The organism is Massilia sp. CF038 (assembly GCF_900129765.1).
In the GTDB taxonomy this organism is placed as follows: domain Bacteria; phylum Pseudomonadota; class Gammaproteobacteria; order Burkholderiales; family Burkholderiaceae_D; genus Telluria_A.
This window is the reverse complement of record NZ_FQWU01000002.1, coordinates 363,160-388,100: the sequence shown is the minus strand read 5'-3', so window position 1 is coordinate 388,100 and position 24,941 is coordinate 363,160. Positions and strand designations below refer to the sequence as shown.

Annotated in this window: 24 protein-coding genes and 2 tRNA genes; 11 read left to right on the top strand and 15 right to left on the bottom strand. The window is 60.6% G+C overall.

The genetic code is table 11. From position 1 onward, the window contains the following. Positions 1-4 precede the first annotated feature (4 nt). On the top strand, positions 5-730 hold the full coding sequence (locus tag BUC24_RS11860; RefSeq protein WP_073216066.1) for a LytR/AlgR family response regulator transcription factor: 726 nt from the start codon (positions 5-7) through the stop codon (positions 728-730). On the opposite strand, the gene BUC24_RS11855 is transcribed toward BUC24_RS11860, so the two are convergent. The 3 genes from BUC24_RS11855 to BUC24_RS11845 all read right to left on the bottom strand — a co-directional run bounded on the left by BUC24_RS11855 (position 719) and on the right by BUC24_RS11845 (position 5,346). After that, positions 719-3,019: an ATP-dependent DNA helicase gene (locus BUC24_RS11855; protein WP_073216062.1), complete on the bottom strand. Its 2,301-nt coding sequence runs from the start codon at positions 3,017-3,019 to the stop codon at positions 719-721. The two genes, BUC24_RS11860 and BUC24_RS11855, sit on opposite strands and share 12 nt — an antisense overlap. Continuing rightward, positions 2,998-4,647: a VRR-NUC domain-containing protein gene (locus BUC24_RS11850; protein ID WP_073216059.1), complete on the bottom strand. Its 1,650-nt coding sequence runs from the start codon at positions 4,645-4,647 to the stop codon at positions 2,998-3,000. Before BUC24_RS11850 ends, BUC24_RS11855 begins: the two co-directional genes overlap by 22 nt. A gap of 93 nt (positions 4,648-4,740) precedes the next feature. Continuing rightward, entirely contained in the window at positions 4,741-5,346 is a 606-nt protein-coding gene (locus BUC24_RS11845; protein WP_073216055.1) for a hypothetical protein, read from the bottom strand. Between the two features lie 158 nt (positions 5,347-5,504). On the opposite strand from BUC24_RS11845, the gene BUC24_RS11840 reads away from it, so the two are divergent. After that, positions 5,505-6,005, top strand: a complete 501-nt coding sequence (locus BUC24_RS11840) for a tetratricopeptide repeat protein (RefSeq protein ID WP_073216051.1) — start codon at positions 5,505-5,507, stop codon at positions 6,003-6,005. A 138-nt stretch (positions 6,006-6,143) separates the two neighbouring features. On the opposite strand, the gene phaP is transcribed toward BUC24_RS11840, so the two are convergent. The 5 genes from phaP to BUC24_RS11815 form a co-directional block, all read right to left on the bottom strand. Further along, entirely contained in the window at positions 6,144-6,689 is a 546-nt protein-coding gene (phaP, locus tag BUC24_RS11835; RefSeq protein ID WP_073216048.1) for a TIGR01841 family phasin, read from the bottom strand. A 53-nt stretch (positions 6,690-6,742) separates the two neighbouring features. Beyond that, a complete protein-coding gene (locus tag BUC24_RS11830) occupies positions 6,743-6,952 on the bottom strand; it encodes a hypothetical protein (protein ID WP_073219987.1) in 210 nt (69 codons plus the stop codon). A gap of 49 nt (positions 6,953-7,001) precedes the next feature. Next, complete coding sequence (locus BUC24_RS11825; protein ID WP_229448178.1) at positions 7,002-8,759, bottom strand: ATP-binding protein; 1,758 nt, start codon at positions 8,757-8,759, stop codon at positions 7,002-7,004. Positions 8,760-8,905: 146 nt separating this feature from the next. Next, positions 8,906-8,990, bottom strand: a tRNA-Leu gene (locus BUC24_RS11820). A gap of 104 nt (positions 8,991-9,094) precedes the next feature. Next, positions 9,095-9,179: transfer RNA gene (locus BUC24_RS11815), tRNA-Leu, on the bottom strand. 331 nt (positions 9,180-9,510) lie between these two features. Here BUC24_RS11815 and rnr point away from each other — a divergent pair. From rnr to BUC24_RS11790, 5 genes are all read left to right on the top strand, one after another. Beyond that, on the top strand, positions 9,511-11,976 hold the full coding sequence (rnr, locus tag BUC24_RS11810; protein ID WP_073216045.1) for a ribonuclease R: 2,466 nt from the start codon (positions 9,511-9,513) through the stop codon (positions 11,974-11,976). 6 nt (positions 11,977-11,982) lie between these two features. Continuing rightward, positions 11,983-12,726, top strand: coding sequence for a 23S rRNA (guanosine(2251)-2'-O)-methyltransferase RlmB (rlmB, locus tag BUC24_RS11805; protein ID WP_073216043.1), 744 nt, complete (start codon positions 11,983-11,985; stop codon positions 12,724-12,726). A 282-nt stretch (positions 12,727-13,008) separates the two neighbouring features. Then, a complete protein-coding gene (gene cysE, locus BUC24_RS11800) occupies positions 13,009-13,746 on the top strand; it encodes a serine O-acetyltransferase (protein WP_073216040.1) in 738 nt (245 codons plus the stop codon). An 11-nt stretch (positions 13,747-13,757) separates the two neighbouring features. Then, entirely contained in the window at positions 13,758-14,429 is a 672-nt protein-coding gene (locus BUC24_RS11795; protein ID WP_073216036.1) for a YceH family protein, read from the top strand. Next, positions 14,430-14,900, top strand: coding sequence for a hypothetical protein (locus BUC24_RS11790; protein WP_073216033.1), 471 nt, complete (start codon positions 14,430-14,432; stop codon positions 14,898-14,900). It abuts the gene before it with no gap. Between the two features lie 3 nt (positions 14,901-14,903). Here BUC24_RS11790 and BUC24_RS11785 read toward each other — a convergent pair whose 3' ends face one another. The 7 genes from BUC24_RS11785 to BUC24_RS11755 all read right to left on the bottom strand — a co-directional run bounded on the left by BUC24_RS11785 (position 14,904) and on the right by BUC24_RS11755 (position 19,964). Further along, positions 14,904-15,665 carry a hypothetical protein gene (locus BUC24_RS11785; protein ID WP_073216029.1) on the bottom strand — a complete coding sequence of 254 codons (762 nt, stop codon included), beginning with the start codon at positions 15,663-15,665 and terminating at the stop codon, positions 14,904-14,906. Further along, complete coding sequence (locus tag BUC24_RS11780; RefSeq protein ID WP_073216026.1) at positions 15,662-16,639, bottom strand: hypothetical protein; 978 nt, start codon at positions 16,637-16,639, stop codon at positions 15,662-15,664. Before BUC24_RS11780 ends, BUC24_RS11785 begins: the two co-directional genes overlap by 4 nt. Beyond that, positions 16,636-17,493: an ABC transporter ATP-binding protein gene (locus tag BUC24_RS11775; protein ID WP_073216022.1), complete on the bottom strand. Its 858-nt coding sequence runs from the start codon at positions 17,491-17,493 to the stop codon at positions 16,636-16,638. The genes BUC24_RS11780 and BUC24_RS11775 overlap by 4 nt, the downstream gene beginning before the upstream one ends. Beyond that, a complete protein-coding gene (locus BUC24_RS11770) occupies positions 17,490-17,858 on the bottom strand; it encodes a GntR family transcriptional regulator (RefSeq protein WP_073216019.1) in 369 nt (122 codons plus the stop codon). The genes BUC24_RS11775 and BUC24_RS11770 overlap by 4 nt, the downstream gene beginning before the upstream one ends. Positions 17,859-18,028: 170 nt before the next feature. After that, on the bottom strand, positions 18,029-18,790 hold the full coding sequence (locus BUC24_RS11765; RefSeq protein WP_073216015.1) for a UDP-2,3-diacylglucosamine diphosphatase: 762 nt from the start codon (positions 18,788-18,790) through the stop codon (positions 18,029-18,031). A 34-nt stretch (positions 18,791-18,824) separates the two neighbouring features. Further along, positions 18,825-19,313 carry a peptidylprolyl isomerase gene (locus tag BUC24_RS11760; protein WP_026172290.1) on the bottom strand — a complete coding sequence of 163 codons (489 nt, stop codon included), beginning with the start codon at positions 19,311-19,313 and terminating at the stop codon, positions 18,825-18,827. Positions 19,314-19,364: 51 nt separating this feature from the next. Then, on the bottom strand, positions 19,365-19,964 hold the full coding sequence (locus tag BUC24_RS11755; RefSeq protein WP_073216011.1) for a peptidylprolyl isomerase: 600 nt from the start codon (positions 19,962-19,964) through the stop codon (positions 19,365-19,367). Positions 19,965-20,238: 274 nt separating this feature from the next. On the opposite strand from BUC24_RS11755, the gene cysS reads away from it, so the two are divergent. The 4 genes from cysS to tilS all read left to right on the top strand — a co-directional run bounded on the left by cysS (position 20,239) and on the right by tilS (position 24,808). Continuing rightward, the gene (cysS, locus tag BUC24_RS11750; protein ID WP_073216008.1) at positions 20,239-21,654 is read left to right on the top strand and encodes a cysteine--tRNA ligase; all 1,416 of its coding nucleotides are present in this window, start codon (positions 20,239-20,241) and stop codon (positions 21,652-21,654) included. Further along, complete coding sequence (locus BUC24_RS11745) at positions 21,654-22,313, top strand: DNA-3-methyladenine glycosylase family protein (protein WP_073219981.1); 660 nt, start codon at positions 21,654-21,656, stop codon at positions 22,311-22,313. Before cysS ends, BUC24_RS11745 begins: the two co-directional genes overlap by 1 nt. A 114-nt stretch (positions 22,314-22,427) precedes the next feature. Further along, the gene (locus BUC24_RS11740) at positions 22,428-23,405 is read left to right on the top strand and encodes an acetyl-CoA carboxylase carboxyltransferase subunit alpha (protein WP_073216004.1); all 978 of its coding nucleotides are present in this window, start codon (positions 22,428-22,430) and stop codon (positions 23,403-23,405) included. Next, entirely contained in the window at positions 23,402-24,808 is a 1,407-nt protein-coding gene (gene tilS / locus BUC24_RS11735) for a tRNA lysidine(34) synthetase TilS (RefSeq protein ID WP_073216001.1), read from the top strand. The genes BUC24_RS11740 and tilS overlap by 4 nt, the downstream gene beginning before the upstream one ends. Positions 24,809-24,941 lie beyond the last annotated feature (133 nt).

The following is a 24,941-nucleotide window of genomic DNA, read 5'->3' as shown; positions in this document are numbered from 1 at the left end:
CAATATGCGTGTGATTATCGTGGACGACGAAGACCTGGCCCGTGGCCTGGTACGCGAGTTTTTGGCTGCTCATGCCGACATTGACATCGTGGCTGAATGCGCCAATGGGTTCGATGCCGTCAAGGCAATTACCGAGCTGGTGCCCGACCTGGTGTTCCTGGATATCCAAATGCCCAAGCTCGATGGCTTCGAGGTGGTCGAGCTGGCAGGACGCAAAACGCACTATATCTTTGTGACTGCCTACGACCAGTACGCACTCAAGGCTTTCGAGGTGCATGCGGTCGACTATCTGCTCAAGCCCTACAGCCAGCAGCGTTTCGACGAAGCCCTGGCGCACGCCCGGGCCAGTCTGCGGGCAGGCCAGGGCGTCGATGCGGTGGTGGCGGATGCAGCATTGCGCAACAAGCCGCTGGGCCGCATTCTGATTCGCGACGGCGCCCGCGTGCACGTGATTGGTGTCGACAAGATCGACTTCATCGAGGCGCAGGACGACTACGTGCAGATCAATTCCGAAGGCAAGGGGTACTTGAAGAACCAGCGCCTGGCCGACCTCGAAAGCCAACTTGACCCGGATGTATTCGTGCGCGTGCACCGCTCCTACATTGTCAATATTGGCAGTGTGAGCCGGATCGAGCAGGGCAAGGACACGCACACGGCCATTTTGCATGACGGTGCCCGCGTGCCGATCAGCCGCAGCGGCTATCAGAAGGTGAAGAATCTAGTCGGCTGAGCCGTCGCCTGCAGACGTGCGCTGAGGTGGGCCCAGCTGGTCCACATGCCACCAGCGCGGCAACAGCTCGCGCACTTGCTGCTGCCCGAAGCGGTCGTCAATCAGGTACACCACGCCCTGGTCGCTCTCGGTGCGAATCACGCGGCCCGCCGCTTGCACCACCTTTTGCATGCCAGGATACAGATAGGTGTAATCGTAGCCCGCGCCAAACAGGACCTGCATGCGCTTGCGGATTTCTTCATTGACCGGGTTCATTTGCGGCAGGCCCAGTGTGGCGATGAAGGCGCCGATCAAACGCGCGCCCGGCAGGTCGATGCCTTCCCCGAACGAGCCACCCAGAACGGCAAAGCCGATGCCACTGCTATCGAGCGTGAATCGATCAAGAAACTGCTCGCGTTCGGCTTCGGCCATGCGGCGCGGCTGGCGCCATACCGTGACTTCGGGGTAGAGCTGCTCGAACAGATCGGCCACCTGGTCGAGATAATCGAAGCTGCTGAAAAAGGCCAGGTAATTGCCCGGCGTTTCCTGGAACTGGCGCGCGATCAGGGTCGCAATCGGGACCGCGGACGCGGCGCGGTGCTGAAAGCGGGTTGAAATGCCGGCTGCCACATGCACTGTCAACTGCTCGGCCACGAAAGGGGAGGCAATGTCCACCCAGGGCGTGTTGTCGGGCAGTCCGAGCAGGTCAGCATAATAATTCCAGGGACTGAGCGTGGCCGAGAACAGCGCGGTGGAGTGGCTCATCGCAAAACGTGGCCGCAAAAATGGCGCAGGGACGATATTGCGCAGGCACAGCGTCGAGTCCTTGGCGCCACTGCGCGTGATGTCATATAGCGAATGCTCGCCAAACAGTTCGGCCATGCGCGCAAAATGCAGGGCGTCAAAATAAAAGCGCTGCAATGCCGGATCGATGGGGGCAGGATGTTCGGCCAGGTAGTCGGTGATCGAGGCAGCGGCCCCGCGCAAGGCCTCAAGCAGCTTGTCGGACGGCGCGTCAGCCACCTCGTACGGCGACACCCCCGGCGCGGGCCAGCTGCGGCTGATCTTGTCGAGTACCGGCCGCAGATACGCTGGCGCCGCGGCACGCGCGGCGCGCAGGGCGCCCCGTTCCAGTTCGGCGGAATACATCTGGCGCGCGCGCTGCACCATGTTGTGGGCCTCGTCCACCAGCACGCTGACCTTCCACTGGTTGGACAAGGTCAGGCCATACAGCATCGCGCCCAGGTCGAAGTAGTAGTTGTAGTCGCCGACAATCAGGTCCGACCATTTTGCCATTTCGCTGCCCAGGTAATAGGGGCAGATGTCGTGCGCCAGTGCCACCTGGCGCAAACCTGCACGATCGAGCACGCCGCTGCTGGCCGCTGACGCACGCGCGGCCGGCAGGCGGTCGTAAAAGCCTTTGGCAAGCGGGCAGGAGTCGCCATTGCAGGCCTTGTCCGGATGCTCGCATGCCTTGTCGCGCGCCACCAGCTCCAGCACGCGCAGGCGCAAGTCGGGCGCGCTGCGGGTGATGGCACCGGCAGCATCGAGTGCCAGGCGCCGGCCGGGCGTTTTTGCGGCCAGAAAAAAAACCTTGTCGAGCTGGTGCTGCGGCGCCGCTTTCAGGACCGGGAACAGTGTGCCGATGGTTTTGCCAATGCCGGTCGGCGCCTGCGCCATCACGCAGCGCGCGCTGCTGCTGGCCTTGAATATGGTCTCGGCCAGATCGCGCTGGCCAGGGCGGAAATCGGCGTGCGGGAAGCGCAGTGCGGCCAGCGCCGCATCGCGCGCGGCGCGGTGCGCCAGCTCTTGCTCGGCCCAGGCCACGAAGCGCTGGCACTGGTCGGCAAACATGGCCGCAAGGTCGGTTGCGCTTTGCACCTCGCGCAGCACGGTTTCCGTCTGCCGGCCAATATCAAAGTAGACCAGCGCCAGGTTAACCTGCGCCAGACCCAGGGTCTGGCACAGTAAATGGCCGTACACGCGCAGCTGCGCCCAGTGCAAATGGCGATGGTTGGCCGGCATGCGGTCAAGGTCGCCGCGGAAGGTCTTGATTTCTTCGAGCAGTTGCTGCTCGGGGTCGTAGCCATCGGCGCGGCCGCGCACCAGCAGCGGTCCATGGCTGCCACTCAGACTGAGCTCGGTCTGGTAGCCGGGGCCGCGCCGGCTGGTCACTTCGGTGTGGCCTGCGATGCCTTCCTGGGCAGTAGGCGAGGGCGTGAAGCGCAGGTCGAGATCGCCCTGCCTGGCGGTGAAATCGCATAGCGCGCGAACCGCGACAACGTAACTCAAGCGCGCGTCTCCGACCATTGCAGATAGCAGACCGAAACCGGCATGTCATGGGCGGCGCAGTAGTCGATCCAGCGCAGCTGGTTGTCCTGCAGTCGGTCGCCCGGTCCCTTCACTTCAATCATGTTGTAACGCCGCTCGGCCGGCCAGAACTGAATCAGGTCAGGAAAACCGCTGCGGTTGTTTTTGACATCGAGCAGAATCCGCTCGAACCATTTTTTAAGGTGGGCCGCGGGAATGCAGTCGAGCGCCAGAACAATCAGCTCCTCGCTGAGCGCTTCCCAGATCAGGAAGGGTGACTGAATGCCTGCCTTTTCTGCATACGTGCGCAGGATGGTGGCGCGGTAGGCATCGGTGTCCAGCTCGGCGAAGCAGGCGCGGAAGGCCGCGTCGCGGCGGGCGGCAAAGTCGGCGCTGTGCAGGTCGGCCGGGGCGCGGTGGAAGGGATGGAAAAACGCACCCGGAATGGCGCTGAAGATCGCACGCCAGCACAGCAAACCAAACAGCGCGTTGATCAGCGCGTTCTCGACGTAGAACACGGGCGCTTCGGCGCGCATCAGATGGTCGCGTACCACGCCTTCGACCCACCAGTCCTGCTGCGGCATGGGCAAACTCAGGTCGAGCCGCTGCGGTGGACGCGGGCGGCGCGAGCGGCTGTTCTCCAGCCCCAGCTTGCGCGCCAGTCGCGGCCCGATGCGGGCAATCTGCTGCCGCTCGGCATCGCTCTCGGGCGCCTGGGCCGCCTGCTTGAGCAGCGCGTGCGCTTGCTGGTACTGGCCGTCTTTTTCGAGCACCCGGATGGCCCGACCACGGGCGCCAGGGAAGCGGCAGCGCGCGTACAGGGCGTAGGCATTGTCCCAGTCCTTGCATTTTTCAACGTGCTGGGCGATCTGGAACAGCAAGCGCTCGCGCCGGCTGTTGATCCAGTCATTGTCAAACACGTCGCGCGGCAATGCCTCCAGCACGCTGGACAAGTCCTCGCCAGCTTCGAAGCGCTGCTTGCACGCGTGCAGTGCGAGATAGTCGTCCACGTCCTGGCGGTCGCGAAAGCCGCGCGCCGCGCTGGAAAATTCGACCTGCTCGTATTTGAAAACGCCCAGATCGGACAGGACGAATTCGGTCCAGTCCTGGCGCAGATTGCCAAAGAAAATCAGGCGCAGGCGCTCGCACAGCGGCTTGACCAGGATGCTGTAGACCGCATCGCCCGAATCGCGGTACCAGTTGGAAAACGGCCGTGGGTCGCCAAAGTCGGCGCGCAGCGCGGCCAGTTGCTCCCCCTTGCGCGCGCCTTTTTCGTGCAGGGAAAGGCGAAAAATGCTGCCAATTTCGGGTTTGAGCAGCAAGTCGAACAGTTCGTCGAGCGTGATGACAGGGTCCTGCGCCAGCCAGCCGGTGGGCAAGAGATGCCGCGCCGCTTCGACCGGACAGCCAATCTCGGCGTAATTGAGTTTGCTGGCGCGGAAGTGTGTGCCCTTGCGCATGACCATGCGCACGAACAGGGCGCGGGACGGGCGCGGCAAAGCGCAGAAGGTGCCAATAAAGGCATGCTCCTGCGGGGATAGCAGATCGCCGTAGCGCTCGCTGATCCATTCCAATACCCGGTGGAAATTGTCCAGGTAATAGAATTCGTTCTCAAGTACCTTGCGCATCGTGTACTGCCGGACTTCTCGACTAACTGTGATTATGTACAGTATAGCGTCTGACCCCGGCGATGCCCAGAAAATTCCCCGTGCCGTGGTTTTTCAGGGTTCCAGCTGCGGCAGTTCGCGGCATGCCTCGTCAACCAGCGCCGAGCAGGGTGCGGCCAACTGGCGCGCCGGTGTCAGCAGCAAGATGGACGCAATCAGGTCCACATCCGGGTCCGGGGCGGGCAGATGGGCGCCGTCCGGCATGGCATCGGCGTGTCGCGCAGCGGCTTGAAAAGGAATGGGCATGCCAAGGGGATCCCTGAGCTTGCCCGGCGTCCCCGACGCTTTGGGCGTAGGCGGCGCATCGGAGACAGCAGCAAGCACAGCGCTGGCCGCCGGTTTGGCCCCCGGACGGGTTGCCATTCTGCTCTTTTTAGGCGGCACCGCAGGCGGTTCTTCGCGGCTGACTGCTGCGACCGGCAAGGGACGCGGGGTGGTCACGTTCTCGTGCACGATCAGCGCCAGCGCGGCCAGCAGGGCGGCAATGGGTACGATGCTCAAGACCAGCAAGGAGATGCGAAAGCGCGCGCTGGTGCGCGGCTGGTCGCTTTTAATTTTCCGGCGGTAGGGTTTAGGCAGGCTGAAATCACTGGCGCTGATGCTGCGTCGCGCCGGCTTTTTGCTGGGGGCGGTGAGCGTATGGTCGTCGGTGGGGGACACGGCATGCTCCTGTTCGGGAAACTGTTCCTAAGTTGAAACATTTCGCGCCAGGCCGTACTGATCTAAGTCGCGCTAGAGCAATTCATTGATTCGTCACAACTAGCGAAGCCTCCCCACTCTCAATAATGGGTTTTTGGAATTTCTTTCAAAGGCCCGCCATGAACCCCACCCGTTTGCTGTGCTGTCTGGCTACCTTGATTCTGCTTGCCGGCTGCGCCACGGCGCCCGAGCCAGCCAAAGCGCCACCGACTCTGGGCGCCCTGCTGCAAGACGCGGAAGCCGCGCTCAAGAACGGGCACCAGCAGCAGGCACTTGCCATTTTTCACGGCGCCAGCCTTGCTTATCCGCGCAACAAAGCCGCCTTCATGCGCATCGCGCAAATCCAGTTTGAATGCCACAACTACGGCGAGACCATCGCCAGCGCCCAGCAAGTTCTGGAGCGCGATCCAGATGACATGCTGGCGCACAGCCTGGTTGCCGTGAGCGGCTTGCGGGTGTCAAGCAAGGCCCTGTCCGATCTGACCATCAAGAACCATCTCACCGGCAGCGTGCGTGCCGAAGCCCAGGACTTGGCCAAGCTGCTGCGCGCCAGCATTGGCGGCGACATCATCCTGCCGGCGCCCAAGGCAAAGCCGGCCACCATCGAAGCCATGAAATAGGAGAATCACATGAACGTACCGAAACAATGTTTCGTAGCCGGCTTGCATGCGCGCAAGCGGATAACGGCCCTGATGTTGCTGGCCGTGATTTGTGCGGGCGCGCTGGCCAGCGGCGTTGCGCTGGCCTGAACCCGTGTCTTACCGCGCTTTTTTGCTGGCGACCACCTGCTCGGTTGCCTTGGCGATCTGGGCCTCCACAACTTGCACCGCCTGGCGCGTGGCCTGCGTGACTTGTTCGTAGCCCTGGAAGGCATTGTCGATCGCTGTCTTAATAATTTCCACCGCGTTTTCCGAACCCGGCTTGACGTTTTTGGTCACGTCGTAGATCAGCGCCGACAAGGTACTTTTGGCTTCGGCGATGTGCGCATCTGCCGCGTTGGTAAATTCGGTGTGGATGTCGTCGATGATGACCTTGAGCTGCTCGCCGTATTCCACGGTCGCTGCCATGCCCGGTTGCGCCTGCGCCGCGGCAATCGCCATGGCGGCTTTGGGATCTTTCGCCTTGCTGATTTCCTTACCGGCCGCCATCGATCCTTCGACCGAATTTTTTGCCGTCGCCATATTCAACGCGACCACTTGCTCTACGCCATCAACCGCTTTGCTGGTCAACGCGCTGAAGGTCATCATTTGAAGTTCAAAAAGTGTCTTGGTGGCGGATGCAAATTGTTCGGGATTTGTAAACATGGGCGTCTCCTGAGTATTGGAATGGGTGCTGCGAGCGACTGAAACAATCTCCTTTAACGGGGTGAGGGGGCAGGTTTGCTGCAATGCGGATCTTTGAAGGCGTCGCTGGCTTTTTCCCAGCCGGGGCCGAGCGGGGTTTGCGAGCAGACTTGCTTGCCATTGAGCTTGCTGCGCCATTTGAACCAGGGCGCAGGGCCAGCCACAGCAGCTGCGCAGGTGCATGCCACGAGGGTGATGAGTGCAATTGCTGGAATCTTTTTCATCTTATTGCCGAGCATAGCCGGTTAACGGGCCATGTCAAGCCCGATACACTTAAGCGGGCAGGGTGAAGCCCGGCGCCACCGCCGGCAACAGCAGGGTAAACACGGAACCATGGCCCGTTTCGGTATGCAGTTCGATGCGCCCGCCCAGAATACCGGTCACGATATTGTGGGTCACGTGCAGACCCAGGCCGGAGCCGCCGGAGCCAAGCCGCGTGGTGAAGAAAGGATCGTACACCCGCGCTGCAAGCTCCGGCGCCATGCCGCTGCCAGTATCGCCAACGGCGATGGCGAGCAAGTCGCGCGCGCCGGCACGCACGGTCAGTGCAATCGTGCCGCTGGCATCAGGGGCGAACGCATGGATAAGGCAGTTATCAAAAAGATGATTGCAGGCCTGCGCCAGCGCGCCAGGATAGCTGTCCATCACCAGCGCACGTTCGATGGCGATCTCCAGCGTAAGCGGACGGGTGCCGATATTGATGCGCAGTTGCGTCGCCAGGTCGTCCATCAGCGCGCTCAAGGAAAACGACCGCCGCTGCGACAGACTGTGATCGACCGCCAGCTGTTTGAAGCTGGCCACCAGGGCCGCGGCGCGCTGCAGATTACGCATCAAAATCGTGTTTGCCTCATCGGCCTGGTCCAGATAACGCTGGAGCCCGGAGCGCCGCAATCCTTGCGCCATGTCGTCAGCCAGCGCCTGGGCATGTTCGGCCATGGTGCTTGCCACCATCAAGCTATTGCCCAGGGGCGTGTTGAGCTCGTGCGCAACGCCCGCGACCAGGGTGCCGAGCGCCGCCAGCTTGTCGCGCCGCACCAGTTCCTCCTGCGTCAGCGACAAGGTATCAAGCGCGGCCGTCAACTCGGCTGTGCGCACGGCCACCAGATCTTCCAGGTGGGCGCGGTGCAAAGTTAGTTCCCGTTCGCGCCGCGTGCGTTCAATGGCGATCCCGGCCAGGTGGGTGGCAACAGCGATCAAACGCATGTCATCGTCGGTGGGACTGCGCACTTCGCGGTAATACATGGCAAACGTGCCAAGCACCTGGTCGCGGTCCAGGTAGATGGGCGTGGACCAGCAGGCGCGCAAGCCGTAGGGCGCCACCAGATCTTTGTACGGTGCCCACAGCGGGTCGCTGGCAATATCGGCCACGATGACGGTTTGCTTGCGGAACATGGCAGTGCCACAAGAGCCCACGCCGGGACCGATGGCCACGCCATCCAGAGCAGCCATATAGGCTGCAGGCAGGCTTGGGGCGGAAGCGGAACGCATGGTGACGCCGTCGTCGGCCAGCAGCAGAACGGAACACAGCACGCCATCGGACTGGCTTTCGATCAGGCGCATCAGCTGGTCGAGCGTGTCGCCCAGTGGCGCGCCGCGGGCGACCATTTCCAGCATCCGCCCCTGGCCGACACGCAACTGATCGGCGCGATTGCGCTCGGTGATATCGACAAAGCGGATATGCACCAGGCGCCGCGTGGCCATGGCCAGCCGGATCATGCGCACTTCGCAGGCGATGGGGCGGGCGCTGGCATGCCGCAAGGTGGCATCAAAGCCGACAATGGCGCCGGCAAGCACGCGCCCAATCTGGTGCGCAAACAGGGTGTGCGAGCAAGTGCCGTCGGGCTGTTGAGGTGGAGACAGATCGCTCAGGGAACCGCCCAGGAGCGCTTCGACCGGCATGCCGAACAGGGCGGCGGCCTTGCCGTTGGCGTGGGCAAGCTGCCCGGCATCGAGATCGAGCAGGATGACGGCATCGGGCGACGATTCCATCATGACCCGGTAGTCCACCGTCAGTGCTTGGCTGTCTGGCACGCACATCCCCGGCAAAAGCGAAGAGTTTCAGTGTAGACCATTTAACATCATCGGGGCAAATTGTGTCGCCCAACGCAAAACGCCGCAGCCTTTTGCAAGGACTGCGGCGTTCAACGAATTCTGCGGGAATGGACTAACCCGGTAGATGGTGCCCACGGAGGGACTCGAACCCCCACACCTTGCGGCACATGGACCTGAACCATGCGCGTCTACCAATTCCGCCACGTGGGCACTGATACAACAAAACGCTACTGCTTCAAACTAAAACGCCGCAATCATGAACGATTACGGCGCATCGTTACGGTACTGCTTTCGCGGAAAACAATCCGGTAGAGTGGTGCCCACGGAGGGACTCGAACCCCCACACCTTGCGGCACATGGACCTGAACCATGCGCGTCTACCAATTCCGCCACGTGGGCACTGTTGCTGCTTGCTGCGCCAGCGTTGCCGCTGACTTCTGCTATCATACTAGCCTTTGAAGTTTTGCGCCAGACTAACTTTCGTTACCCGCGCTGCCATTTCTCCGACTAATCTGCTGCATTTTCTTCCGCTTTGACTTGAGGTCTTCGCGAAAGACCAAAATTATAGCGGAACATTTTGAAATGTCAAAGCCCCGTCAACAGAAACTTCACGCCACGCTGCGTTAGGCGATTTGCATGTACCTCCGTTACACTACGCGTATCGCGGTGTCAATCTTAGTCGCGACAGTGGCAATCCACCGTCACCAACAAAAACAAATATAGAGAACCATTGAACCAAATTACTCACACCATTCCCAGCCGCGAGGACATTCTCGGCATCTTCCGTACCGCCGCTGCACCGCTCGACGTGCACGCACTAGCGCGTACGCTCAAGGTCAAGCCAGCAGCGATCGAAGTCCTCACGCGGCGTTTGAATGCGATGGAACGCGACGGCCAGATCCGCGCTGATTCCACCGGTCACTACGCGCTGGCCGACCATTCCGGCTTCATTGCCGGTAAAGTCAGCGCCCACCGCGACGGCTTCGGCTTCGTGATCCCGGATGAGCCGGGCGAAGACCTGTTCCTGAACGACAAAGAAATGCAGAAAGTGCTGCATGGCGACCGCGTGCTGGCCAAAGTCACCGGCACTGACCGCCGTGGACGTCAGGAAGGCACCATTGTCGAAGTCGTCTCTCGCGCAAATACCCATGTGATCGGCCGCTTGCTGAACGAAAACGGCGTCTGGATCGTGGCGCCGGAAGACAAGCGCATCGGCCAGGACATCCTGGTCTCCGGCTCGCCCGGCAAAGCCAAGGCAGGGCAGATCGTCAGCGTCGAGCTGATCGAGCAGCCCTCGCGCTTCAAGCAGCCGGCCGGCACTGTGGTCGAAGTCCTGGGCGACCTGGACGACCCTGGCATGGAAATCGAAATTGCCGTACGCAAGTTTGGCGTGCCGCACATCTTCTCGGCCGCCGCCCTCAAGTCCGCCGCCAAGCTGCCCGCCGAAGTGCGCGAGTCGGACCTGGCCGACCGGGTCGATTTGCGCGACGTGCCGCTGGTCACCATCGACGGTGAAGACGCGCGCGACTTTGACGATGCCGTCTACTGCGAACCGGTCAAGATCGGCCGCGCCAACTGCTTCCGTCTGATCGTGGCCATTGCCGACGTCAGCCATTACGTCAAACCGAACGACGCGCTTGATGTCGATGCGCTCGAGCGCAGCACCTCGGTCTACTTCCCGCGCCGCGTGATTCCCATGCTGCCGGAAAAATTGTCGAACGGCTTGTGCTCGCTGAACCCCGCGGTCGACCGTCTGACGCTCGTGTGCGACGCCGTCATTTCCGACAAGGGCGAGATCAAGGCCTACCAGTTCTATCCGGCCGTCATCCATTCTGCCGCGCGCCTGACCTACAACGAAGTAGCCGAGATCCTGGGCAACACCGCCGGTCCTGAAGCGCAGCGCCGTCCAGCCATCGTGCCGCATCTGCTCAATCTGTACGACGTGTATCACGCGCTGCAAAAAGCGCGTCTGGAACGTGGTGCGATCGACTTCGAAACCACCGAAACCTACATCGTCTGCAATGCCCTGGGCAAGATCGAAAAGATCATCCCGCGCACCCGCAACGATGCGCACAAGGTGATCGAGGAATGCATGCTGGCCGCCAACGTCTGCGCAGCTGACCTGCTGATTCGCAACAAGCATCCTGGTACCTATCGCATTCACGCTTCGCCAACCAAGGAAAAGCTCACCCAGGTGCGCACTTTCCTGAAGCAGGTGGGTCTGAACCTGAATGGCGGCGACAAGCCGACCGCGGGCGATTACGCCGAACTGATGAAGCAGATCAAGGAGCGTCCCGACGCGTCCTTGCTGCAGACCATGCTGCTGCGCTCCATGCAGCAGGCAGTCTACAGCCCGGACAATATCGGCCACTTCGGTCTGGCGTACGAGGCGTATGCCCACTTCACCAGCCCGATTCGCCGCTATCCCGACTTGCTGACCCACCGCGCCATCAAGGCCATCTTGCTGGGTAAAAAGTACGAGCCGAAAGGCATCGAACTGTCCGGCCTGAACACGACCGTCTCCAACGCCACGCGCAAGCAGCAGGCCAAGGACAAGGCCGAAGGCAAGCAGAAAAACGAAAAAGACCTGACCATCTGGGATGCCCTGGGTGTGCACTGTTCGGCCAACGAACGCCGTGCCGACGAAGCCTCGCGCGATGTCGAAGCCTGGCTCAAGTGCTACTTCATCAAAGACAAACTTGGTGAAGAATTTACCGGTGTGGTGTCGGGTGTGACCACCTTCGGCATCTTCGTGCAGCTCGATGCGCTGTATGTGGAAGGCTTGGTGCACATCACCGAATTGGGTACCGACTTCTTCCAGTACGACGATGCGCGCCACGAACTGCGCGGCGAGCGCACCGGCAAACGCTACCAGCTCACCGACCGCGTCACGGTGCAGGTGGCCAAGGTGGATCTGGAAGCACGCAAGATCGACTTGGTGCTCGCGGGCAGCAGCGTTGCAGCCGACACCGGTGCGGGCAAGCCGAAAAGCGCCGCCCACAAGGCGCTGGACGCCAAGCCGGGCAAGTCGCGCGAGCCGAAAGTCAACACGGCAGGGCGCTACGACTTGGACACGGGCGAAGCCGAGACCAAGCCGCGGCGCAGCAAGGCCACTGGCGGCGCGGCCAAAAAGCCGGTATCGCGCACATCCAAAACGGCGGCAAAAACGAGTAAGTCCAACAAGAATAAGCGATAAGAAGTAATGAAGAATAAAATGATTTTCGGGTTCCACGCAGTGACCTCGCGTTTGCGTCATGAGGCCGCTTCGGTGGAAGAGATCTTTGTCGATGCCACGCGCAATGACCGCCGCATGAGCGACCTGATCGCCGGCGCCAAGGCTGCCGGTGTGCGCGTGATGCCGGTGGAATCGGCCCGCTTGGACAAGATCGTCGGCACCCGCCGTCACCAGGGCGTGATCGCGTTTGCCAGCCAGTTGTCGCTGGCACGCAACCTGGATGAATTGCTCGATGCAATTGAAGGCCCGCCGATGCTGTTGATCCTTGACGGCATCACCGATCCGCACAATCTGGGTGCCTGCCTGCGCGTAGCAGATGGTGTCGGTGCGCATGCGGTGATCGTGCCGAAGGACCGTGCAGTGGGCTTGAACGCTACTGCGGCCAAAGTGGCCAGCGGTGCTGCGGAAACTGTTCCATATATCACCGTGACCAATCTGGCGCGCACCATGCGCGACTTGAAGGATCGCGGTATCTGGCTGATCGGCACCAGTGACGATGCTGATAAAGGCTTGTACGAAGCCGATTTCACCGGCCCGACCGCGCTGGTGATGGGCTCGGAAGGCGAGGGCATGCGCCGCCTCACGCGCGAAACGTGCGATTTGCTGGTTGGTATTCCGATGTTCGGATCTGTTGAAAGTCTGAACGTTTCGGTGGCGTCGGGTGTGTGCCTGTACGAAGCACGCCGTCAGCGCTTGGCCAAAGAAGGCTGATCGACCGCCACTACTACGTAGCACCTGGAGCAGGCTCACCACTACATCGCCCTCGCGAAGGCGGGGGCCCATAGCACGCTGCCGAATTCGGTAACGTGGGATAGGCCCCCGCCTTCGCGAGGGCGATGTATTGGAACGCATGCTTCCCCTGTGCGATGTCGTGGTTTGTGTCGCTGCGTGGTGAGTTCCCGTACCCCGAAGTAGCCCCTTGCGACCAGCCAAGCAAGCCTGGTGCGAATGCGCTACCATGTTCGTATTGCAACAGCTTTTACCTTCCATCCTATGTTCTCCAACCTGCGCGAAGATATCAAGAGCATCATTGAACGCGACCCTGCGGCCCGTAACGGATGGGAAGTTTTCACTTGTTATCCAGGCTTTCAAGCGATCATGATGCATCGCTGGGCGCACGCTTGCTGGGTTTCAGGTCTGAAATGGATCGGCCGCTTCATCTCCTATCTTGCCCGCATCATTACCGGCATAGAAATCCACCCTGGCGCCACCATCGGCCGGCGCGTCTTCATTGACCATGGCTTCGGCGTGGTCATTGGCGAAACCGCCAACGTGGGTGACGACTGCACCATCTACCAGGGCGTGACCCTGGGCGGCACCTCGCTCAACAGCGGCACCAAGCGTCATCCCACGCTCGAACGCGGCGTCATCATTGGCGCCGGCGCCAAGGTGCTGGGTTCGTTCACGGTGGGCGAATATGCCAAGGTCGGCTCGAACGCCGTCGTCATCAAGCCCGTGCCTGCCGGCGCCACCGCGGTCGGCAATCCGGCGCATATCGTTCAAAAAGACGTTGACGCACGTAGCGCCAACCTGTTTTCGGCCTACGGCGTCACACCCAACGGCGACGATCCGCTGTCGAAAGCACTGCATGGCCTGATCAACCACGCCGCCCGCCAGGATGAACAAATCGAACGCCTGACCGCACTGATGAAGTCCTCCGGCATCGCCTGCTCGAGCATGCCTGAATGTGATAAATTGAACTCGGTAGAGCTGAACAAACTCGTCGAGTAAGGAACCTGCGCATGACCCAAGAAACAACGGACGGCGCTGCCGTACTGGATCCGTTCGAGATTCGCGTACTGGCCGTACTGGCCGAAAAAGAAGCGCTCACGCCGGACAACTATCCGATGTCCCTGAACGCCATCACCAATGGCTGCAATCAACTGTCCAGCCGCGACCCGGTGATGCAGCTGTCGGACGAGACCGTGCAGGAAGTGCTGCAAAGCCTGATGCAACGCAAATATGTGAACGGCATCACCCAGGCGGGCGCGCGCGTGACCAAATACGAGCATCGCATGCGCGTCAAATGGTCGCTCGAGCAAGACAAGCTGGCCGTGCTGACCATTCTGATGCTGCGCGGCTTGCAAACTGCCGGCGAGATTCGCACCCGCAGCGGTCGCCTGCACGAATTCAAATCCGTGGCCGATGTGGAAGCCTGCCTGCAGTTTTTGATCGACAAATATCCGCCCATCGTGGCGCGTCTGGCACTGGCACCTGGCACCAAGGAACCCCGTTACGGGCAATTACTCGGCGGCGATGCGGCACTGGCGCAGCAGGAATCCTCCTTCGGTAGCGCCTCGCCATCGGCGCAAGGCAGCCGGGTAGGGCAGCTGGAGCAGGAAGTGGCGGCCTTGCGCAGCGAGGTTGCATCGCTCAAGGCGCAGTTTGACGAATTCAAGAAGCAGTTCGACTGAATGGTCGGGCTCTTCTTCAAGCATCTCGGCGCGATCAAACGGATTGCTTCGCTGCTTCTGCTGGTTTGCATATTTTTGCCGCTCTCCAAGTGCGATGGCGAAACAAATCTGGCAACAGGCAAGCAAGACCCGGACAAGGTTTTTTACGGCAGCGAATTGATCCAATCTTCGGTCGAAGATCTGGCAACAGGTAGCACCCGCGACCTTGGTTTTTTTCTGATTGTGCTCACGGTTTTTCTGGCGCCAGTCGCGACGCTGGCTGCCAGGCGTTTCTGGGAACCCTTGCTGTTGCTGGCTGCATCGGGCTTTGCCGGCTACTTCCTGTTTTATTGGGTGATCGCAATTCCGAACCACGTGATGATCGGCGGCGGGCTTGCTATTGCAGCCTGGCTGGTCCTGATCATGGTCAGTATCGCGCAGCTCATCGAATTGCGCAGGCGGATTCCCATGCCGCCTGCGCTGTCTGCCTGAACCCTAGCTTGCCGCGACAGGCGCCGGCATTTCGGGCGCCAATTGCATTTCCAGTAGCGTATCGTCCGGCCATGCCGGGTCCAGCAATGGCGATTCGAAGCCGTTGCTGAACTCATCGTGCGTCAATTCCCGCCGTCGCTCGCCATAAATCAGCGTTGCTTTGCTGATGTGCTGGGTGGGCGGCAGCGACATATAGATCGGGAGCTTCCTGCACCAGTCTGTTGTCAGCAAAAAGGTGTTGATGGTGGCCCGGACCAGGAACGGGATTTCGGTCTTGATGATGGCAATGTTAACCAGGCACTCGAGCCGCAAGTCGCCCAGCCGGCGTGCGTTGGCGGGCACGCCAGGCGTGCGGATGTCGGCAATTGACATGAACTGGCGGCGCTTGCGATTGAACACCAGTTCGGCGTTCTCGTCGTAAGCGCTCTGGTTGCGCGCTATCGTAAAGCCACCGTCTGCTTCGATTGCCACCGGGATCGCCGGACTGTCTCCAACAATTTTGAGCGTAATCGTGTCGGTTGACTTATCCAGCGTGCTTTCGCGCGCCTTCAGACGAAAGCGCAGTGTGCCGACCGCAGGCGCCAGCTCGCGGTATTCGTCAAACGTGTCGAGCCCGGTAGTGACACTGCGGAACAAGCGCAACTCCGGGTCCTTCATGCCTTTGATCTCGACCGCCTTCGGTGGTTCCTGGGCCAGGGCTGCGGCACTGAACAAGCTGCCGCAGACCAGGACCAGAGCGGCGCCTTGCATCAAGCGCAGGCTCATCCTTCGTCTTTCCAGCGGCGCAGACGGATCGCAGCGTAGATCATGGCGGCACCAATGGCAGCACCGAACCAGGCGTGCGGGGTGGCAAGCGTCATCCAGGACTGGCTGAACATGTCGCCGGCAACAGTCAGGCTGTGCTCGTTCACCATCTGTTCGGGGCTGGCATCGGTCAATGGGAACCAGTTGCCCGGGAACAGGCCAACCAGACCGCGGGCAATCACGTTTTCCACCAACCAGTCGATATTGACACCGGTCTTAAGAATATATTCCGCCCACTTGACGATCACCACCAGGATCACAGGTGTGCCCACCGCCCACAAAAAGACTTTGGAGCGCGCCCACGCCGACACCATCATCAACCAGCCGATGGTTGGCAGCGCCCAGATCAGGTACACGGGTAACAATCCGAGCAGGCGCAACGGTGCAAAGTAGAAGTCGCGGTTGCCGAGCACCAGGCCAAACATATTGATCCCATTGACGGCAAACACGATTCCGACCAGGATCAAGAGGATCAGCGACACCAGGATGCCGATCGCTGCGGTGATCAAGGGAATGACCACGGCCGCAGTGAGCACCTTGGCGGCCACGGTCTGCGTGTCCGACACCGGCAAGGACTTCCAGAACAAAATGCTGCGGTCGCGCCGCTCGTCATGCAGCGCGGACAAACAGTAGAAGAAGCCGATAAAGCCCATCATGATGAACAGGGGAAGGGCGCCACCCAGATACATATTGGCCACGGCATCGGCCACTTCTTGCAGCTTTTCCGGCGGAATGCTCTGGAATGACGTGGTGGTAACGCCATTGTCATCACGAACGATGGTGGTGTTGCCAGTCAGCTTGCCCTGGCTTGCGCCAAAGGCGACCATGCTGCCAACCAGCAGGACCATGACGGCACTGACAATCAAGGGGGCCCAGGCCATCGACCCTTTGTGCTCCCAGAATTCACGCCGGAGCAGCCATTTCATCGTTTTCATGCGTACGTTCCTTTCATGGTGGCGACGAACAGATCGGCCACGCTGATATTGCGGGTTTCACCGAGCGCGGCCAGTTGCGCGCGCGACACGCCATCGAAGAGCATCACCGACTTGCCGAACACCGTGCGCTGGTCAATGGGCTGCAAGGCGTTGGCAGCGTTGAGCTTGTCGCCTGCGACCATGACTTCGGTGTAGCGTTCGCCCACTTCATCCATGCTGGCCGAGAGCACAATCTTGCCTTCGCGGATGAACATCAAGTCAGTCAGGATATGTTCGACTTCCTCGACCTGGTGGGTGGTGATGACAATTGTCTTATTCTCGTCAAAATAGTCTTCCAGCAGATTCTGGTAGAACTGCTTGCGGTACATGATGTCCAACCCCAGCGTGGGCTCATCGAGCACCAGCAGCTTGGCGTCAATGGCCATCACCAGCGCCAGGTGCAGCTGCGCCACCATGCCCTTGGACATTTCCTTGACCTTCATCGATGGCTTGAGCTTGGTGTTGGCCAGGTAATGTTCGGCTTTTTTGCGATTGAAACGCGGATGCACGCCTTCGACAAAATCTATCGCATCACCCACGCGCAGCCAGCGCGGCAAAATTGCCACGTCCGCAATAAAGCAGACGTCCTGCATCAAGGCGTCGCGGTCGGTGCGGGGATCCATACCCAGCACGGTCAACTGGCCATCGAAAGGAATCAGGCCCAGGGCCGCTTTCAGGGTGGTGGTCTTGCCCGAGCCGTTGGGGCCGATCAAGCCAATGATCCTGCCGGCCGGAATGTCGAAGCTGATGTTGTCGACGGCGAGATGCTTGCCGTAGCTTTTGCTCAAGCCCTTGGCGGAAATGACGGCGCTCATGCTGGGGCTCCCGGCGCGCTGGCTTGCAGAAGCTGCTCGAGGCTCAGGCCCAGGCGGCGGATCCGTTCCATCATGGCCGGCCATTCTTCGCGCACAAAGCGCTCGCGCTCGCTGGCCAGTAATTTTTCACTCGCGCCTTCAGTCACATACATGCCAATTCCCCTTCTTTTTTCTACGAGGTTCTCGTCGACCAGTTCCTGGTAAGCGCGCGAGACAGTAATCGGATTGAGTTGGTATTCCGCCGCCACCTGGCGCACGGAGGGCAGGGCGTCGCCTGCCTTGAGCGCGCCATCGAGCATCATGCCGATGACCCGGTCCTTGAGCTGGCGGTAAATAGGTGTGTTGTCGTTCCAGCCGGCAGTCATGTTCTGCCCCCCTGCTGGTGTGCTACTGCTTGCTGCATACAGCCTCCCTGTTGGTGAGGTATCGAAGTGGTGTTGTAGTGAACTATAACACTACAAAAAACGAAGTCAACAGGTTTTTGATATGCATGGGGATGGCGCATGCGCCAGCTCGGGCGCGAGGACGCTGGGGCTCAGGCCGCCGTTTTGCCGTCGAGGTCGTACCGTGTGATGGCGCCGTCAGCGGTGATGGCGATCCAGCCACCGCGTGGCGGTTCGGCATCCGGTTCCCAGTCGGGCAGCACGTAACGCCGCTTGCCGTCTGCTTCGTGCAGGGCTGGGCGGTGGGTGTGGCCGTGGATGATGATTTGGCTGCTGGTGCGTGCGAACAGCGCTTCGATGGCCTGCGGCGCCAGGTCCATGATCTCCATGGACTTGGTGGCATGGGCCTGGCGGCTGCCTTCGCGCATGCCGGCAATGATGCCCTTGCGCTGTTCCAGCGGCATGGCCAAAAATTGCGCCTGCCAGGCCGGGTTGCGCACCTGGGCGCGGAAGGCCATGTAATTGGTGTCGCCCGTGCACTCGGCATCGCCATGCACCAGCGTCACGCGCTGTCCTGCCAGCTCGATCACATGCGGTTCGGACAGCAGGGTCAGGCCCGCTGCATCGGCAAACGCCTGGGACACGAGGAAGTCGCGGTTGCCCGCGATCCAGAAGATGTTGACGCCCGCATCGGCAACCTGGCGCAGGGCGCGCACGACTTGCTGATGGAAGGGGTCGGGAAGGTCGTCGTCGCCGGCCCAGTACTCGAACACATCGCCGAGCAGGTAGAGCGACTGCGCAGCCATCGCGCGTTCTTCAAGGAAGTAGAAGAAGGCCGCCGCTGTGTGCGGCAGCGATGGCTGCAGATGCAGGTCTGAAACAAATAGCGCAAGCGTGCGCGCGGGCATCGTCATGGCAGTGTGACCCAGCGCCGATGCCCGTTCAGCATTACAGTACTTCGATCTTTTCGATGATGACTGGTTCCGCTGGCACGTCGGCGAACATGCCGCTGCGGCCAGTTTTTACCTTGCGAATCTTGTCGACGGTGTCGGTGCCATCAACGACTTTGCCAAACACGGCGTAGCCATAGCCATCCTGGCCTGGGTAGTCGAGGAAGCTGTTGTTCTTGACGTTGATGAAGAACTGGGCCGACGCCGAGTGCGGGTCCGAGGTGCGGGCCATGGCCAGGGTGTAGGTATCGTTCTTGAGGCCGTTCTTGCCTTCGTTTTCGACGGTCTGGTCAGCCGGCTTTTGCTTCATGCCTGGCTCGAAACCGCCGCCCTGGATCATGAAGTCGGCAATCACGCGGTGGAAAATCGTGTTGGTGTAGTGGCCCTTGGCGACATAGTCGAGGAAGTTGGCAACCGTCTTTGGCGCTTTTTCAGCGTCCAGTTCGACAGTCATGGTGCCCATGTTGGTAGTGATCAGTACGGTCATGATGATGTCCAATTCAAAGAGTTATTGTTCGTGTGCGAAGTTCAAGCCCCGTTATTTTACAGGCTTGACGACACTCGCGTTTTTAATAAAGATGGGGACCACCGGCACGTTCTGCTGGCCGCGCACATCGTCCACGACCACGCCTTTGATCTTGTCGACCACATCCTGGCCGGCAATGACCTTGCCAAACACGGTATAGCCGAAGCCATCCTGGCCCGGATAATCGAGGCCTTCATTGTTGGCCACATTAATGAAAAACTGCGAGGTGGCCGAATCGGGATTGGCGGTGCGCGCCATGGCAACCGAGTAGGGCACGTTCTTCAAGCCATTCTTGGCTTCGTTCTTGACGGGTTTGCCGGTCGGTTTGGTCACCAGCTTTTCATCCATGCCGCCGCCCTGAATCATGAAGCCGTCAATCACCCGGTGGAACACCGTACCTTTATAGTGGCCGTTTTTCACGTACGAGAGGAAGTTGGCCACTGTTTTGGGCGCCTTTTCCTGGTCCAGTTCGAGCACGATTTCGCCCATGCTGGTTTTGAGTGTGACCTGTGGCGCGTCGCCGGCCATGACGGCGTGGCTCAGCGTCAGGCCGCAGAAAACGGTCAGGAAACGGGCGAGCAGGGGGATGCGGAACATCAGTGATTCTTGCATTATGGCTTCCTTGGCGGTAACTGTTTGAGGTAAAGTGGCGAACTGGCTGTCAAGCCCGTAACGCAAAAATAAACCTGATCCATATGCGGACAGTCGGGATTTTATCAATGCTATACTTTGCGAAGAACGCCCCATTCTATCAAAGAAGAACAAGACAGAGGGCGCTGACGATCTCGCTGCAATCCCCGATTTCCCCGGTGCGCGCCCATAAGGCGACTGCGTCAGGTTGTCGTATTGCCCGGATCCGGCGCACGCTGTAAACAGTAGAAATCTGATGAGCCAACTTAAGATTTACAACACGCTTGCCCGTGATAAGCAGTTATTCGTCCCAATCGAAGCCGGCAAGGTGGGCATGTACGTGTGCGGCATGACCATTTACGATTACTGCCATATCGGTCATGCCCGCATGATGATGGCGTTCGATGTCATGTACCGCTGGCTCACGGTATCGGGTTACCAGGTGACGTACGTGCGCAATATCACCGACATCGAAGACAAAATCATCAAGCGCGCCGTGGAAAATGGCGAATCGATTTATTCACTGACCTCGCGCTTTACCCAGTACATGGATGAAGACACGGCCGCGCTGGGCATTTTGCCGCCGACCGTGGTGCCGCGTGCCACGCAATATGTGCCGCAGATGCTGGGCATTATCGAGATGCTCGAACAAAAAGGGCTGGCGTACCAGTCCGACGATGGCGACGTCAATTTCGCGGTGCGCAAATTTCCCGGTTACGGCAAGCTGTCGGGCAAATCGATTGACGACCTGGTTGCCGGCGCCGGCGCGCGCGATGTCGTCAATACGGACAAGCCGGATCAAGACAAGCGCGATCCGCTCGACTTCGTGCTCTGGAAGTCGTCCAAAGAATCGGAACCAGCCGAAGTCAAATGGGAATCCAAATGGGGCAGTGGCCGGCCGGGCTGGCATATCGAGTGCTCGGCCATGTCGTGCGCGACCTTGGGCGAACAATTCGACATTCACGGCGGCGGCGCCGATTTGCAATTCCCGCACCACGAAAACGAGATCGCCCAGTCGGAAGGCGCGTTTGGCCATCCCATGACCAATTTCTGGGTGCATAACGGCTTCGTGCGCGTCGACGGCGAGAAGATGTCCAAGTCGTTGGGGAACTTCTTTACCATCCGCGATGTGCTCAAGGTCTTCGATCCGGAAGTGGTGCGCTTCTTCATCTTGCGCGCGCACTACCGTAGTCCGCTCAATTATTCCGACGTGCATCTGGAAGACGCGAAGGTTGCGCTGACCCGCCTGTACACCGCGCTGGCCGACATCGACCTTGGCAGCGGAACGGCGGTCGTGGACTGGAACGAAGCCCATGCCGTGCGCTTCGGCGACGCCATGGACGACGATTTCAACACGCCGCTGGCACTGGCGGCCCTGTTTGACCTTGCCACGGAACTGAACAAGAGCCGCTCGGTCGAACATGCACGTCAATTCAAAGCGCTGGCCGCCGTGATTGGCCTGCTTGAGCGCACGCCACAGCAATTCCTGCAAGGTGGCACGGGCGAGGGCGCGCTGTCGCCAGACGCGATTGAAGCGCAAATTGCAGCCCGCAGTGCCGCCAAAAAGGCGCGCAACTTTGCCGAGTCCGACAAAATTCGCGCCGATCTGCTCGCTGCCGGCATCGTCCTGGAAGACAAGCCGGACGGTACGACCAACTGGCGCCGCGCATGATGGCACTACTCAAGGATAACGTGGGGGCAACCTCCCTGGTGCTGGAAGTACCTGCCTACTGGGAAGAAGCCAAGGCCGAACTCATGAAGCGTGACCGCATCATGAAAAAGCTGATCCCGCAATTTGGCGACCTGCACCTGGTTGGCCACGGCGATCCCTTCACCACGCTGGCCCGTTCGGTGGTAGGCCAGCAAGTAACCACCAAGGCCGCCGACGTGGCCTGGAATAAATTGCTGACGGTCTGTCCCAAAATCACGCCGGCGCAAGTGATCAAGGCAGGTGCCGAGCAATTGGGCGCCTGCGGCCTTTCCAAGCGCAAGACCGAATACATTCTCGATCTGGCCGACCACTTCAAGGCCAAACGCGTGCATGCGAACCAGTGGGCCGAAATGGACGACGAAGCCGTCATTGCCGAACTGGTGCAGATTCGCGGCATCGGACGCTGGACAGCGGAGATGTTTCTGATATTTAATCTGCTCCGGCCGAATGTCCTGCCGCTCGACGACCCCGGTCTGATCCAGGGGATCAGCCAGAATTACTTCTCGGGCGAGCCGGTCTCGCGCAGCGATGCGCGCGAAGTGTCGGCCAACTGGGAGCCGTATCGCACGGTCGCCACCTGGTATTTGTGGCGTAGTCTGGATCCGGTGTCACAAGATTAATGCAGCGGTCAAGGCCGCGCCAATTCCCTGTTTTCGGCACGATTCCGGTAGAATAGCGCCTGTATCAGCCGTACGGCAAGATTTGTTGCGGCTAAAATAATACCCGGAGGTAGAATGATTAAAACGACTTTCCTCAATTTCGAGCAGCCGATTGCGGAACTCGACTCCAAGATTGAAGAGCTGCGTTTCGTGCAAGACGATTCGGCCGTCGACATTTCCGAAGAAATCGACCGCCTGGCCAAAAAAAGCCAGCAGCTGACCAAAGATATCTACGCCAAGCTCACCCCATGGCAAGTGTCGCAGATCGCGCGCCACCCGCAGCGTCCGTACACCATGGACTATGTGAACGAAATTTTCACCGACTTCCACGAACTGCACGGCGACCGCTCGTATGCGGACGACCTGTCCATCGTGGGCGGCCTGGCCCGCTTCAATGGCCAAGCCTGCATGGTGATCGGCCACCAGAAAGGGCGCGACACCAAAGAGCGCGCCATGCGCAACTTTGGCATGCCCAAGCCGGAAGGCTACCGCAAAGCCATGCGTCTGATGAAGCTGGCGGAAAAATTTGGCCTGCCCATCTTTACCTTTGTTGACACCCCTGGCGCCTTCCCCGGCATTGACGCCGAAGAGCGCGGCCAGTCCGAAGCCATTGGTCACAATCTGTACGTGATGGCCGAACTGAAAGTGCCGCTGATTGCCACCATCATTGGCGAAGGCGGCTCCGGCGGCGCGCTGGCCATTGCCGTGGGCGATGCCGTGCTGATGCTGCAATACGCCACGTATTCCGTGATTTCGCCGGAAGGCTGCGCCTCGATTCTGTGGAAGACCTCGGAGCGCGCCTCTGACGCTGCCGATGCACTGGGCCTGACCGCGCACCGTCTGAAGGCCATGGGCCTGATCGACAAGATCATCAACGAACCGCTGGGCGGCGCCCATCGCGATCCGAAGCAGATGGGTGTCATGCTCAAGCGCGCACTGGCCGATTCGCTGCGCCAGTTCCAGGGCATGAAGACCAAGGACTTGCTGGAAGCGCGTCATCAGAAACTGATGAGCTACGGTAAGTTCAAAGAAACGACGCCGGCCGAAGAGTGAGCCAGCAGCAAGCCGGGACCATCCCGGTGCAGTTCGCGCGGGCGCTCGACGCCCTGCGCGGCGTTTCCGCCGACCCCATCGCCGTTGCCTACAGCGGCGGCCTCGATTCCTCCGCCTTGCTGCACCTGGCGCATGCCTACGCGCAGGCGCGCGGCATTGCCGTGTTCGCATTCCACGTCCACCACGGCATCAGCCCGAATGCCGATGCCTGGCTCGCCCATTGCGGCAGCACCAGCGCCGCACTTGGCATCGAGTTTGAAGCAGCGCGCGTGGTGCTGGAAAAAACCAAATCCGGTGTCGAAGCGGCGGCGCGCAAATTGCGTTATGCGGCGCTGGGTGCCATGTGCCGCGCGCACGGCGTGCGCCTGATGCTGACCGCGCACCATCTCGACGACCAGGCCGAAACCGTGCTGCTGCAATTGCTGCGAGGTTCAGGCACGGCAGGATTGTCCGGCATGGATGCGGCCAACGCGGCCCCGGAATTGCTGGACAATCCAGACCTGGTGATGGCGCGTCCCTTGCTGCCGGTGTCGCGCGGCGAGCTCGAGGCCTACGTCAGCGCGCATGCGATTGCGTTCGTGGAAGACGAATCGAATACCCATCCCCGTTACGCGCGCAATGCCTTGCGCCACCAGGTCATGCCGGCCCTGGCGCAAGCGTTTCCCGGCTACCAGGAGCGCTTTGCCCGCAGCGCCGCGCACGCCCAGTCGGCCCAGCGGCTGCTGACCGAACTGGCCGAGCAAGACCTCGCTGCCAGCCTGGTCGACGACTATATCGACGTGGCCAAATTGCGCGCGATGAGCCTGGACCGCGCCTACAACATGCTGCGCCACTGGTTTGCCTTGCGCGGCTTGCGCATGCCTTCAACTGCCTGGCTGACCGAAATGGTGGCCCAGCTGGTCGAGGCTCGGGTCGACGCGCAATTGCTGGTGACCCACCCCGACTGCCACATCCGGCGCCACCGCGACCGCTTGTTCATCACGCCCAAACTGGCCGACCTGGCCGGGCAGCGCGACCCGGACGACGAAGGCATCCTGGTCAAGGAGGGCGCGCGCTTCCGCTGGAACGGCGAGGCCAGCCTGGCGTTCCCGGCTTACGGCGGCGTGTTGCATATCGAAACGGCGGAGCAGGGGTTCGATTCCGCCTGGCTGCGCGCCCAGCCATTGCAGATCGACTTCCGCCAGGGCGGCGAGCGCCTCAAGCCGGCAGCCAACCGTCCGACCCGCGCGCTGAAATACCACTACCAGGCCTGCGACGTGCCGGCATGGGAGCGGGCCCGTTTGCCGATCGTCAGCAGCGGCAAGGATTTGCTGTTTGCCGCCGGCATCGGCATGGATTGCCACCACTTCGGGACCGGTTCCGGGCCCTTCGTTTCTTTCCGTTGGGAATCAAGTTTAGCCTGACGACTACGCGATGTAGTAATTACCTTATACCCAAACCGTATAGAATTACCCTGCTGGGCGTATTGTTTTTTTGCATCGCAGCATGTAGAGTAAAGCTCCTCCTTTTTTCTTCTTGAGCGGAAACTTCACTCTT

What these genes read in the sequence shown, in the direction of transcription:
- BUC24_RS11860 (WP_073216066.1), top strand. Translation starts at nt 5, where the DNA reads ATGCGTGTGATTATCGTGGACGACGAAGACCTGGCCCGTGGCCTGGTA.
- BUC24_RS11855 (WP_073216062.1), bottom strand. Translation starts at nt 3,019, where the DNA reads ATGGTCGGAGACGCGCGCTTGAGTTACGTTGTCGCGGTTCGCGCGCTA.
- BUC24_RS11850 (WP_073216059.1), bottom strand. Translation starts at nt 4,647, where the DNA reads ATGCGCAAGGTACTTGAGAACGAATTCTATTACCTGGACAATTTCCAC.
- BUC24_RS11840 (WP_073216051.1), top strand. Translation starts at nt 5,505, where the DNA reads ATGAACCCCACCCGTTTGCTGTGCTGTCTGGCTACCTTGATTCTGCTT.
- phaP (WP_073216048.1), bottom strand. Translation starts at nt 6,689, where the DNA reads ATGTTTACAAATCCCGAACAATTTGCATCCGCCACCAAGACACTTTTT.
- BUC24_RS11830 (WP_073219987.1), bottom strand. Translation starts at nt 6,952, where the DNA reads ATGAAAAAGATTCCAGCAATTGCACTCATCACCCTCGTGGCATGCACC.
- rlmB (WP_073216043.1), top strand. Translation starts at nt 11,983, where the DNA reads ATGAAGAATAAAATGATTTTCGGGTTCCACGCAGTGACCTCGCGTTTG.
- cysE (WP_073216040.1), top strand. Translation starts at nt 13,009, where the DNA reads ATGTTCTCCAACCTGCGCGAAGATATCAAGAGCATCATTGAACGCGAC.
- BUC24_RS11795 (WP_073216036.1), top strand. Translation starts at nt 13,758, where the DNA reads ATGACCCAAGAAACAACGGACGGCGCTGCCGTACTGGATCCGTTCGAG.
- BUC24_RS11790 (WP_073216033.1), top strand. Translation starts at nt 14,430, where the DNA reads ATGGTCGGGCTCTTCTTCAAGCATCTCGGCGCGATCAAACGGATTGCT.
- BUC24_RS11785 (WP_073216029.1), bottom strand. Translation starts at nt 15,665, where the DNA reads ATGAGCCTGCGCTTGATGCAAGGCGCCGCTCTGGTCCTGGTCTGCGGC.
- BUC24_RS11780 (WP_073216026.1), bottom strand. Translation starts at nt 16,639, where the DNA reads ATGAAAACGATGAAATGGCTGCTCCGGCGTGAATTCTGGGAGCACAAA.
- BUC24_RS11775 (WP_073216022.1), bottom strand. Translation starts at nt 17,493, where the DNA reads ATGAGCGCCGTCATTTCCGCCAAGGGCTTGAGCAAAAGCTACGGCAAG.
- BUC24_RS11770 (WP_073216019.1), bottom strand. Translation starts at nt 17,858, where the DNA reads ATGACTGCCGGCTGGAACGACAACACACCTATTTACCGCCAGCTCAAG.
- BUC24_RS11765 (WP_073216015.1), bottom strand. Translation starts at nt 18,790, where the DNA reads ATGACGATGCCCGCGCGCACGCTTGCGCTATTTGTTTCAGACCTGCAT.
- BUC24_RS11760 (WP_026172290.1), bottom strand. Translation starts at nt 19,313, where the DNA reads ATGACCGTACTGATCACTACCAACATGGGCACCATGACTGTCGAACTG.
- BUC24_RS11755 (WP_073216011.1), bottom strand. Translation starts at nt 19,964, where the DNA reads ATGCAAGAATCACTGATGTTCCGCATCCCCCTGCTCGCCCGTTTCCTG.
- cysS (WP_073216008.1), top strand. Translation starts at nt 20,239, where the DNA reads ATGAGCCAACTTAAGATTTACAACACGCTTGCCCGTGATAAGCAGTTA.
- BUC24_RS11745 (WP_073219981.1), top strand. Translation starts at nt 21,654, where the DNA reads ATGGCACTACTCAAGGATAACGTGGGGGCAACCTCCCTGGTGCTGGAA.
- BUC24_RS11740 (WP_073216004.1), top strand. Translation starts at nt 22,428, where the DNA reads ATGATTAAAACGACTTTCCTCAATTTCGAGCAGCCGATTGCGGAACTC.